This is a genomic window from Streptomyces sp. NPDC087215 (assembly GCF_044744885.1).
In the GTDB taxonomy this organism is placed as follows: domain Bacteria; phylum Actinomycetota; class Actinomycetes; order Streptomycetales; family Streptomycetaceae; genus Streptomyces.
In genome coordinates this window covers 24,138-35,701 of record NZ_JBIUZD010000009.1, presented here as the reverse complement: position 1 = coordinate 35,701, position 11,564 = coordinate 24,138, and the positions used below count along the sequence as shown (strand labels likewise).

8 protein-coding genes are annotated in these 11,564 nt (G+C 77.2%); 5 read left to right on the top strand and 3 right to left on the bottom strand.

Translation table 11 applies throughout. The annotated features are described in order from the left end of the window. Nucleotide 1: 1 nt before the first annotated feature. The 3 genes from ACIO92_RS22420 to ACIO92_RS22410 are packed head-to-tail and all read right to left on the bottom strand — an operon-like array spanning nucleotide 2 to nucleotide 2,387. Nucleotides 2-865, bottom strand: a complete 864-nt coding sequence (locus tag ACIO92_RS22420) for a biotin-dependent carboxyltransferase family protein (RefSeq protein WP_366445864.1) — start codon at nucleotides 863-865, stop codon at nucleotides 2-4. Then, a complete protein-coding gene (gene pxpB / locus ACIO92_RS22415) occupies nucleotides 862-1,587 on the bottom strand; it encodes a 5-oxoprolinase subunit PxpB (RefSeq protein WP_401237833.1) in 726 nt (241 codons plus the stop codon). The genes ACIO92_RS22420 and pxpB overlap by 4 nt, the downstream gene beginning before the upstream one ends. Next, nucleotides 1,584-2,387, bottom strand: a complete 804-nt coding sequence (locus ACIO92_RS22410) for a LamB/YcsF family protein (protein WP_401237835.1) — start codon at nucleotides 2,385-2,387, stop codon at nucleotides 1,584-1,586. The genes pxpB and ACIO92_RS22410 overlap by 4 nt, the downstream gene beginning before the upstream one ends. A 162-nt stretch (nucleotides 2,388-2,549) precedes the next feature. On the opposite strand from ACIO92_RS22410, the gene ACIO92_RS22405 reads away from it, so the two are divergent. The 5 genes from ACIO92_RS22405 (at nucleotide 2,550) to ACIO92_RS22385 (ending at nucleotide 11,426) form a co-directional block, all read left to right on the top strand. After that, nucleotides 2,550-3,254: a GntR family transcriptional regulator gene (locus tag ACIO92_RS22405; protein ID WP_366445870.1), complete on the top strand. Its 705-nt coding sequence runs from the start codon at nucleotides 2,550-2,552 to the stop codon at nucleotides 3,252-3,254. A 68-nt stretch (nucleotides 3,255-3,322) separates the two neighbouring features. Further along, complete coding sequence (locus ACIO92_RS22400) at nucleotides 3,323-4,867, top strand: hypothetical protein (RefSeq protein ID WP_366445861.1); 1,545 nt, start codon at nucleotides 3,323-3,325, stop codon at nucleotides 4,865-4,867. 173 nt (nucleotides 4,868-5,040) lie between these two features. Further along, nucleotides 5,041-5,763 carry a hypothetical protein gene (locus ACIO92_RS22395; protein ID WP_402059898.1) on the top strand — a complete coding sequence of 241 codons (723 nt, stop codon included), beginning with the start codon at nucleotides 5,041-5,043 and terminating at the stop codon, nucleotides 5,761-5,763. After that, the gene (locus ACIO92_RS22390; protein ID WP_366445859.1) at nucleotides 5,760-6,677 is read left to right on the top strand and encodes a hypothetical protein; all 918 of its coding nucleotides are present in this window, start codon (nucleotides 5,760-5,762) and stop codon (nucleotides 6,675-6,677) included. The genes ACIO92_RS22395 and ACIO92_RS22390 overlap by 4 nt, the downstream gene beginning before the upstream one ends. 39 nt (nucleotides 6,678-6,716) lie before the next feature. Further along, the gene (locus tag ACIO92_RS22385; protein WP_402284232.1) at nucleotides 6,717-11,426 is read left to right on the top strand and encodes a hypothetical protein; all 4,710 of its coding nucleotides are present in this window, start codon (nucleotides 6,717-6,719) and stop codon (nucleotides 11,424-11,426) included. The last annotated feature ends 138 nt before the right edge of the window (nucleotides 11,427-11,564 follow it).

Below are 11,564 nucleotides of genomic sequence, written 5' to 3'. Positions count from 1 at the left end.
GTCAGCGCACCGGCACGAACCGCACCGGCGTCCCCGGCACCGCCTGCGCCGCCGCACCCAGATCGGCCTCCCGCACCACGCCGACCACCGGATAGCCCCCGGTCGTCGGATGGTCCGCGAGGAACACCACCGGGCTCCCGTCCGGCGGCACCTGCACCGCGCCCAGGACCATGCCCTCGCTCGGCAGCTCACCCGGCACCGCCCGCTCCAGGGCCGGTCCTCCGAGGCGCAGCCCCACCCGGTTGCTCGCCGGGGACACCCGGTACGCGCGCGTGACTAGGGTCCGCAGCGCAGGGCCGGTGAACCAGTCGTCGCGGGGCCCGAACCGCATCCGCAGGACGAGCACGTCCGGCGGGCCCGGCCACGGGGGCGCGTCGACCGGTCCCGGCACCCCCGCGACCGGACCCAGCGGCAGCACGGTGTCCGTCGTCAGCGGCGCGGGACCGAGCCCGGACAGCAGGTCCGTGGAACGGCTGCCGAGCACCGGCCCGACGTCGACACCGCCGCCGAACGCCACGTACGACCGCAGCCCGCGCACGGCCGCTCCGACCTCCAGGACGGCCCCCGCGGGCATCCGCAGCGCGGTCCCCCAGGCCGCCGGACGCCCGTCCACCCGTACCGGACAGGGAGCACCGCCCACCGCGACGGTCACCGCTCCACGCGACCGCAGGGCGCAGCCGTCCACCGTGGTCTCCAGGACGGCGGCCGTCTCCGGGTTGCCGACGAGCCGGTTCACGAGCCGCGCGGCCCCCGGGTCGAGCGCGCCCGAGCGGCCCACCCCCACGTGCGCGTGGCCGGGGCGGCCCAGGTCCTGGACGGTGGTCAGGGCCCCGGCCCGTACGACGGTGAGGGCCCGCTCGCTCATCGCCCGTCCTCCGCCCCGGTACCCGGCCCCGAGGACCCGTCCGTCGGCGAGCCCCGCCCGGGAGCCGTCCCGGCGGGCCCCTTCCGCCCGGGAAGGCCCGCCTCCGTGAACCGGACCCGGGTGCCCGGCGGGAGCAGCGCGGCCGGCTGACGGTCCGCGTCCCACAGGACGGCGTCGGTCGTGCCGATCAGCTGCCAGCCACCGGGGGAGGAACGCGGGTACACACCCGTGTACGGGCCCGCCAGCGCGACCGATCCGGCGGGCACCGAGGTGCGCGGCGTCGCCCGGCGCGGCACCGCGTACCGCTCGCCGAGGCCCGTCAGATAGCCGAAGCCCGGTGCGAAGCCGCAGAAGGCCACCCGGAACTCGGCCGCCGTGTGGAGACGCACCGCCGCCTCGACGGACACCCCCCAGTGCGCCGCGACCTCCGCCAGGTCCGGACCGCCGTACCGGACCGGGATGTCGACGGCCCGGCCCACGCGCGCGGGGACCGGCCCCGGCTCCCAGCCGATCAGCTCGGCCGCGAGCCGCTCCGGGTCCGCCACCCCGTCGAGCAGGACCGTCCGCGCGGCGGGCACGATCTCCCGTACGGCGGGCAGGGTCCCGGCCGCCCGCCGCAGCAGCAGCCCGGCGTGGAACGCCTCCGTCTCCTCGCCGTCGCGCAACTCCACCAGGAGCGCCCGCTCGCCCACCCGCAGCACGCGCGTGCCGGAGCCCGTCATACGAACGCCTCCACCCGTATCCCGGCGGCTTCCAGGCGCTCCCGCACCCGCCGGGCGAGGTCCACGGCGCCCGGGGTGTCCCCGTGCAGGCACAGCGACCGGGCCCGCACGGCGACCGTGCCACCGCGGTGCGCCGTGACCACCCCGGACCCGGCGAGGGCCAGCGACCGCTCCACGACCGCCTCCGGATCGCTGACGACCGCGCCCGGCTCGCCGCGCGGCAGCAGGGAGCCGTCCGCCCGGTACGCCCGGTCGCCGAAGGCCTCGGGAACCACCGGCAGCCCCGCCGCCGAGGCCGCCTCGTGCAGCCGTGACCCCGGCAGCCCCAGGACGGGGAGCGTCCGGTCCGCGAGCAGGACCCCCGCCACGACCGCCGCCGCCTGTTCCCCGTCCCGGACCACGCGGTTGTACAGCGCGCCGTGCGGCTTCACGTACGAGACGCGCGAGCCCGCCGCGCGCGCGAACACCTCCAGGGCGCCGATCTGGTAGGCCACCTCGGCCGCCAGCTCCGCCGCCGGGACGTCCATGGCGCGCCGCCCGAAACCGGCCAGGTCGCGGTAGGAGACCTGGGCACCGATCCGCACCCCCCGCGCGGCGGCCAGCTCGCAGACCCGGCGCATGGTGGCCGCGTCCCCCGCGTGGAAGCCGCAGGCGACGTTGGCGCTGGTCACCACCGAGAGGAGCCGCTCGTCGTCGGTGAGCGTCCAGCGGCCGAAGCCCTCGCCGAGGTCGGCGTTCAGATCGATCGAGGGACCGGCCGGGGCCTCCTCGGCCGGGTGCGGGCTCGGGGGCGTGCGCATCTGCACCTCGCAGGGGGAACGTGCCGGGGAACGGCGCGGGGGACCGGGCGGCGGGGACCGTACGGCGCCGTCAACGTAGAGGATCGTTCAACAATCCGACAAGACCTCCCGTCGGCCGCGTACGATCCCGCACACGACGTACGAGGAGGAGCTGCCGTGACGGTGGGCGGAACCCGGGACCTGGCAGACGACCGGGTGCTGCTCGGCCGGACCGGCACGGCGGAGCGGGTGGCGGACGTGCTGCGCACCCGGATCGCGGAGGGCTGGTTCCCGCCCGGCACCCGGCTCTCCGAGGACGCCCTCGGCGGCGCCCTCGGCGTCTCCCGCAACACCCTGCGCGAGGCCTTCCGGCTCCTCACCCGTGAACGGCTCCTCGTCCACGAGCTCAACCGGGGCGTCTTCGTCCGGGTCCTGGCCGTCGAGGACGTCGACGACATCCACCGCACGCGCCGCCTCGTCGAATGCGCCGTCGTACGCGGTCTGGGACGGCCGCCGTACGCCCTCGACGGGCTCGCCGCCGCCGTCACCGCGGGCGAGAGCGCCGCCCACGCGGGCGCGTGGGCCGACGTCTCCACCGCCAACATCCACTTCCACCGGGAACTCGTCGCCCTCGCGGGCAGCGCGCGCACCGACGAACTGATGCGGGGCGTCCTCGCCGAACTCCGCCTCGCCTTCCACGTCGTCGGCGACCCCCGGCCGCTCCACGAGCCCTACCTCGCCCGCAACCGGGAGATCCTGGACGCGCTGCGCGCCGGGGACCGGACCACGGCGGAACGCCTCCTCGCCCGCTACCTCGACGACTCCCGCGCCCGCGTCACGGCCGCCTACGCGCGGGCCGTGGAGGCCCCGGGGGGCCGGGCGGGCTGAGCCCCGCGGCCGGGTCCGCATCTGCGCCGTTTCGACCGTTGTCAGTTCGAGGACCTAATCTGTCCACCGTGACTTCGCCTGCCTCGACGGACCTCGCTCCGCCCCAGCTCAGCGCGGGGCCGCGGCCCGCGCAGGGTCCGGCCGCCGACGAAGGGCTCGCGCGGCGCCTGCGCGCGCTCGCGTGCACCGCCCCGCTGCACGACCTGGACGCCCGCAAGGCGAACCTGGCGGGCGAGTACACGGTCTACGCGATGGCCGAGGTGGCCCTCGCCGCGATCGACCTCATCACGCTCAACATGGACTTCGACACCGGCGCCGACCACGAGCAGATAGTGGCCAGACTGCTGCCCCGCGTCGCCGCCCAGGCCCCCGGGCGGCCCGCCGCCGAGCACGAGCGGGTGGCCCGCTGGGTCCTGGAGAACCTGATCAACGTCGGCAGCGTCGACCGGGGCTTCCGCGCGGTCTACGGCACCTTCGGCACCGACGGGGTGTACGTCCGCAGGGACTACGACTTCAAGCTCATCGAGGAGGTCCCCGGCTACGGCGGCGGGGTGTACCTCCGCACCACCGACGAAGCGGTCAACGTCCTCGTCGGGGCCCTCGACACGGACGTCACCAGCGCCCAGATCGCCGCCGAGGTGAAGCTGGAGGTCCTGATCGACCGGGGCCGCCTCGCCGACGCCCAACTGGCCGCCGAGCAGGCCCGCTACCGGACCGTCCAGTACGCCGAGACCCTCCGCAGGACCCTGGAGGCCACCCGGCGCAACGTGCGCGCGGTGGACTGGCTCCACACGGTCCCCGACATGATCGCCGAGGCGCTCGGCCACGTGGCCGACCGTTACCGCCACGAGAACGCGATCCTCACCAACATCCGCCGCGTCCGGGACGAGGCGGAGGCCGCGTCCGACGCCAGGACGGCCGAGCACAAGCGGCGCGCCGCCGAACTCGTCGACATCGTGAAGGACTGCATCCGGCGCCACACCCAGCTCCAGTCCCGGCTGCTCGACGCCGGACCGCTCTTCCGCGCCGAGCAGGACCGGCAGGCGTTCGCCGCCCCCACCGCGTACACCGGGCTCGACCTGTACGGACAGCTCGTCGCACCCACCCTGCCGCTCCCCGTCGAACAGGCCGCCAGGGTCACCGACGCGTTCTTCGCCCGGGGCACCGGACTGCGCACCCCCGCCTCCGTCCGCCTCGGCGACCTCGTCGACCTGCTCCTCACCCCGCCCGTCGAGCGCGAGAACCTCGGCGCGGAGATGCCCGAGCCCGACCTCATCGCCACCCCCGACGACTCCCGCTTCAGCGAGGAGCAGCTGACGAACGCGATGCGCCTGCTCGACCTGGAGCACGACGCCCCGCGCCGCCTCTCCGGGCTGCTCGCGGAGGCCAGGGACATCGACGCGGAGCTGCCGTACCTGGTCGCCCTCCTCGCCGTGCACGCGGCGAGCCCCCCGGTCGGCACGGCCTACCGGCAGGGCGAGGAGCGCCTCCTGTTCGCCGTCGACGACGGGACCCCGCTGGACGACGCCGAGTTCGGCGGTGCCGACCTCATCGTCGGTACGGCCCTGCTCGACGCGGCGGGCATGGCCGCCGACCGCTCGGAGGCGACGTGACCCCCGTCCCCCCGCCCCCGGCGACCGCCCCTCCCGCCCCGGCCCCGTACCGGGTCCCCCCGCGGCAGCCCGAACAGGCCCGCGCGCGCGTACCGAAGCCCAACCCCGGGCCGAATCCGAACCAGGCCCCGGAGCCGGCCCCCCGACCGGAACGGACCACCGGTCCCGACGCCGTGCGCGGGACCGCGCCGGGCCCCGGCACCGAGCCCGCACCGGAAGCCGAGCCGACACCCGAGGCCGGACCCGCCCGGCCCGGGGAAGCCCTCCGCTCCGGCGAGACGGCCCGTGAGGCGCCCGCGCCGGACCCCGTGCCCGGCCGCGCGCGCGTGGCCACCCCGGAGACCGGACCCGCGCCGGGCCCCGACCCGGGCGCCACGCTCACCCCGAACCCGAACCCGGCCACCAGGCTCGGGGCCGCCCCGGACCCGGACCGGGGTGCACCGCGCGCCCCGCTCGCGGCCCCCGCGCCCGTACCCCTCCCGGCTCCCGAGGGCAGCCCCGTGCTGTCCCCGGCGCCCGGGACCGGCCCCGAACGACTTCCGCACCCCGGGACCACGCCCCACCCCGGCCCCCGCCTCGCCCCCGTCCTCGTCGAGCCGCCCCGTGTCGCGGGCGGCGCCGCCGGTGCGGAGGGCGGCGGTGAGCCGTCCGTGCCCGGGGAGGGCGACGCCCGGCCCCGGCTCGGGGTCGTCGCCGTACCCGTCGCCCCGCGTCCCGGGGCCGGGCGGCGGCCGGGACCGCCCACCGTGCGGGCCGTGCGCCTCGCCGACGGACCGGCCGCACCCGGGGAACGCCCTGGCGCCCCGGCGGCCGTCACCCCCGTACCGCTGCCCGTCCCCCGGGCCGTACCGACCACGACACCGACCGAGAGCCGCACCGAGGAGCCCCAGCCGTGAGTGAGACCCACGCCGAGCACGCCGACGCGTGGAGCGAGCAGGAGCCCCCGCAGCCCCCGGCCGCCTCCCCGGGCGGTGCCCCCGTCACCGCCCCCGTCACCCCCGCCGACGCCGCCGACGCGGCCCGGCTGGTCTCCTTCGGCCTCCAGCCGAAGCTGCTGCCCGCCCGCGACGCCGAGTACGGCGAACTGCTCCGCCGCTACCGCGAGAACCCCGCCTTCGCACGCCTCGCCGACGCCGTCGCCACCGGCCTCGGCCTGATCGTCCTGGAGGTCTCCCCGCGCGCGGGGATGGCCGTCACGGCGGGCGAGGACTCCGTCTTCGCCGTCCGCATGGGCGACTACGCGCGCCGCGCCTCCACCGACTCCGCCGACCGCTTCCTGCACGGTCTGGCCCACCTCGCCGTCGCCACCATGGCCTTCCCCCGCCCCGAGGACCTCGCGGACGACGCGTACATCGGGCGCCTCACGGTCAACGGCGTCGACGCGTTCGTACGCCAGGCCTGTCTGCGGCTCGAACAGCGCGCCGAGGAGCAGGGGGAGAACACCGACCCCGCGACCGACGCCCCCGGCCTGGAGGCCGCCTGGCGGATCTACGCGCGCCGCAGCGCCACCGGCGCCACCAAGGACGCCCGCCGCCTCGCCGGTTCGACCACCGGCATCGTCGGCAAGGCCGCCGCCTTCCTCACCGACTCCGGCTTCCTCCAGCGCACCGGGGACGAGGGCGGCGGCTCCTACCGCACCACCGCCCGCTACCAGCTCCAGGTCCGTGACATGGCGGGTTCCGCCGCCATGGCCGAACTCCTCGAACTCGGCGTCGTCCCCGTCAGCGACGGCACCGCGACCCTCCTCCCGCCGCCCGAGGGCGACGATCTGGAGCTCGCCGCCGACGCCGGCCTGCCCTTCCACGCCTAACCCGCGCACCACCCGAACGAGACGACGAGAGTCCGCCGCATGTACGAGCTGTCCCGGGTCCGCCTCTACTCCATCGGCCCCGCCGGTGCGCGCTACGCCGACACCGTCCTGGACCTGCGCGGGGTCGGTGCCCCCGTGCCCCACCCCGCCCCCACCCAGGCGGAGTTCTTCGCGGAGGAACCGGTCGGCCCGCCACGCCGCCCGGCCCCCGCGGGCGTGCTCTTCCTGGAGAACGGCGGCGGCAAGTCCGTCCTCCTGAAGCTGATCTTCTCCGTGATGCTCCCGGGCCACCGCAACACCCTGGGCGGCGCCAGCTCCGGCGTGCTGCGCAAGTTCCTCCTCGCCGACGACTGCGGCCATGTCGCCCTGGAATGGCAGCACACCCTCACCGGGGAACTCGTCGTCGTCGGCAAGGCCAGCGAATGGCGCGGCCGCCAGGTCTCCTCCGACCCGCGCAAGTTCGCCGAGGGCTGGTACTCCTTCCGGCCAGGACCCGGCCTCAGCCTGGACAACCTCCCCGTCGCCGAGGCGACCTCCGTCCGCCCGCCCGCCGAGGGCGCCTCGGGCGCGACCGGCCGCCGCCGCACCATGAAGGGCTTCCGCGACGCGATCACGGAGGCGGGCAAGGCGTACCCGCACCTGGAGGTCTCCTGGGAGGAGATCCACGACCGCTGGAACGAGCACCTCGGCGAGCTGGGCCTCGACCCGGAACTCTTCCGCTACCAGCGCGAGATGAACGCCGACGAGGGCGAGGCCGCGGGCCTCTTCGCCGTCAAGAAGGACTCCGACTTCACCGACCTGCTGCTGCGGGCCGTCACCGACACCCGCGACACCGACGGCCTCGCCGACCTCGTCGGCGCCTTCGGCGACAAACTGGGCCGCCGCGCGGAACTGACCGCCGAACGCGACTTCACCGCCGGTTCCGTCGACCTCCTCGGCCGGATCGTCGAAGGCGCCGCGACCCGCGCCCAGGCACGCGAGATCCACGCGGCGGCCGAGCGCCGCACCCGTGGCCTCGCCCGCCGCCTCTCCGCGCGCGCCGCCGGGGAACGGGGCCGCGGCGCCGAACTCGCCCAGTCGGTCACCTCCGCCGCGCACGCCGTCGCCGAGGCCGAGAGCGCACGCGGGCACGGGGCCCTCATCGCCGCCGAACTCGCCTACCGTCATGCCTCCCTGGCCCTGGCCGTCGCCGAGAAGGGCGCCGCCTCCCAGCGCCGCGAACTCACCGACGCCCGCACCGCGCACTCCGCCTGGCAGGCCGCCGAGGTCGTCCTGCGGCACCGCGCCTCCGGCGACCGCTCCGCGCGCGTGGCCGCCGCCATCCGCGAGGCCGAGCGGGACGCCGCCCCGGCCCTCGCCGCCCGCTCCCTGGCCGCCGCAGGCCTCGTACGGGCCCTGGCCTCCGCCGCCGAGGAGGGCGGACGCCACGCGGCCGAGGAGGAGGAACGCTCCAGCGCCCTCCAGGAGGTCGGCGAGACCGCCCACCGGGACGCCACCTCCGCCGCGACCGAGGCCCAGCGCGCCCGCAGCGAGGCCGGGCATCTGCGCCAGCGGCTCGCCGAGGTCGAGCAGGAGACCGCCGAAGCGGTACGGGCGGGCTGGCTCGACGACTCCGCGCCCGACGCCGACCCGGCCCGCGCGGCGCTCGCCGCGAACGACGCCGAGAAGACCGCCGTCGCCGCCTGGGACACCGCCCGCGAGGCAGCCCGCACCGCCGCGGACCGAGCCCGCGAGAGCGCCGCCGCCGAATCCCGCGCCGAACTCGCCGCCGCCCGCGCCGCCGACGCGGCCGAGGCCGCCGGGAACGCCTACGACGCGGAGCGCCGAGCCGCCGAACTCCTCGCCACCGAGGAGCGCCTCGCCGAACTCCTCAGCCTCCCCGCCACCGGCTCCCCCCTCCCCGGCCTCCCCGCCACCGGCTCCCCCCTCCCCGGCCAGCGCGCCGACGGCGGCGACCGGGGCCCCGGCACACCCGCCCCGGACGACGGCCCCACCGGGGACAGCGCGCCCCAGGGCCCGCTCACCGTCACCGAGTTCGACCGGTACGCCGACGAACTGCGCGGGATGCTCGACCAGGCCGTCGCCTCCGCCGAGCGCCAGCTCTTCGACCTGCGCACCGCCGCCGCCGACGACTCCCGCATCCTCGGCGCGCTCGGCGACGGCGGACTGCTCCCGCCCGGCCCCGACGTCCTCGCCACCGTCGAGTACCTCGGCGAGCACGGCATCCCCGCCCTCCCCGGCTGGCGCTACCTCGCCCAGGCCGTCGACCCGGCCGACCACGCCCGGGTCCTCGCCGCCCGCCCCGAACTCGTCGACGGCGTCGTCATCACCGACCCCGTCTCGTACGGCCGCGCCCGCGACGTCCTCGGTACGGCCGCCCTGCTGCCCCGCTCCGCCGTCGCCGTCGGCACCGCCGCCGCCCTGCTCGCCCCCGTACCGGCGGCCCACCCGGCCGACGACACCGGCGTCTTCCTCGTACCGCCCAACCCGGCCATGCACGACGAGCACGCGGCCGACGAGGAACGGCACGCCCTGCGCGCCCGCGCCACCGCCCGCGACGAGGAGATCCGCTCCCTCGCCGCCCGGCTCACGGGCGACCGCTCCCTCGCCTCCCGCATCGGCGCCTGGCGCGCCGACTGCCCGCCCGGGATGCTCGCCGAACTCGCCGCCGTCGCCACGACCGCCCGGGAGACCGCGCACGCCGCGGCCACCACCCTCGACGAGACCCGCGCGGTCCGCGCGGAGGCCGACGAGACCGCCGCCGAGGCGTCCCGGACGCGCGACGAGCGCCAGGAGGCCGCCCAGCGCGCCCGCCGGGCCGCCGACGCCCTGGCCGGACTCGCGTACCGACTGCGCGAGCGCTCCACCTGGCAGGCCAAGCTCCGCGAACTCGCCGACGACGCCACCGAGGCCGAGGCCCGCGCCCAGACCTGTCTGGAACGCGCGCGCGCCGCCGACGAGGACCGCCGCGCCGCCCAGCGCTCCGCCGACGACGCCCACCGCACCGCCCGCGCCCTGCGGGCCGAGCGCGCCGAGATCGCGGGCGCCCCCGACACCCTCCCCGAGGAGGCCCCGGACGCCCCGCACGTCGCGCTCCCCACCCTCCGCGAGGCCTACCGGGCCGCGTCCCAGCTGTACGAGAAGGTCGGCGTCGGCGCCGACCTGCGCGCCGAGCAGGCCCGCGCCGAGAGCGACGAGTCCGCCGCCCTCGCCGAACTCGACCGCCTCACCAACAAGGTCCGCGTCCGCGCCGAACAGCTCCTGGAGTCCACCGACGGCGCCGACGGCCCGTCCCGGCAGGCCGCGGCGGCCCGCGCCGAGGCCCTGGTGCAGATGCTGGAGACCCGCGCCTCGGAGGCCAGCGAGAAGCTGGGACGCCTCCGGGGCGAGGCCGAGCGGCTCGCGCCCGAGGACGGCGGGGCGCACACCGCCCTGCCGGACGAGCAGGTGCCCGCCGACGCCGAGCGCGCCCAGGCCCTGCTGCGCACCGCCACCACCGAACTCGCCGCCCGCACCGACGCCCTGGAGGCCGCCCGCGCGGCCCACGCGGGACTCCTGCGGGACCACCGGGCCGCCGAGGACGCGGCGGGCGGCTTCGACGAGACCGCCGCCCTCCTGCGGGACCTGCTCCGCGACCACGCCGACGAGGAGCGCGAGGAGACCGAGGCGTACCGGGGGACCCTGGAGGAGGCCCGGACGACGGCCGCCGAGACCCGCCGCACCCTGCGCGGCCGCACGGCCGAACTGTCCGCCGCCGACGCCTCCGTGCGCGAGGCGAGCGACATCCTCGTACGGCACGCCAACTCCACCCGGTACGAGCAGGTCCGCACCCCGGCCCGCCAGCAGATCCGCGAACTCCCCGCCTCCGCGCTGCCCGAGCACGCCGCCAAGTGGGCCCAGGCCTTCGCGCCCCGGCTGCGGGTCCTCACCGACGAGCTGGAACAGCTGGAGCGCAACCGCGACTCGATCGTGGACCGGCTGCGCGGACTCGTGGAGTCCTCGCTCGCCACGCTCCGCTCCGCGCAGCGCCTCTCCCGGCTCCCCGAGGGCCTCGGCGAGTGGTCCGGCCAGGAGTTCCTGCGCATCCGCTTCGAGGAGCCCGACCAGGCCACCCTCGCGGAGCGGCTCGGCGAGGTCGTCGACGAGGCCACCCGCGCCGCCGTCAGGAAGAACTCCGACCTGCGCCGCGACGGCATGTCGCTGCTGCTGCGCGGGGTGCAGGCGGCGCTCGAACCCAAGGGGATCTCCGTCGAGATCCTGAAGCCCGACGCGGTGCTGCGCGCCGAGCGGGTGCCCGTCGGGCAGATGGGCGACGTCTTCTCCGGCGGCCAGCTCCTCACCGCGGCCATCGCCCTGTACTGCACGATGGCGGCGCTCCGCTCCAACGACCGGGGCCGGGACAAGCACCGGCACGCGGGCACGCTGTTCCTCGACAACCCGATCGGCCGGGCCAACGCCACGTACCTCCTGGAGCTCCAGCGGGCCGTGTCGGACGCGCTCGGCGTCCAGCTCCTCTACACGACGGGCCTGTTCGACACGACGGCGCTCGCCGAGTTCCCGCTGGTGATCCGGCTGCGCAACGACGCCGACCTGAGGGCGGGCCTGAAGTACATCAGCGTCGAGGAGCACCTGCGGCCGGGGCTGCCGCAGCCCGCCGGGGAGGGCGAGAAGATCCACGGCGAGATCACGGCGACCCGCATGTTCCGCCGCCACCAGTCCGACGGCCCGGCCCCCGCGCACACCCCGTAGGGGCGCGGGACGCGGAACGGCCCGGTCCCCACGAGGGGGACCGGGCCGTTCTTCCGCCCGTACGGGCCGGGGCCGCGCGTCGCCGTGAAGGCCGACGAGACCACCGGCCTTCCGTCCGTACGGGCCGGGGCCGCGCTC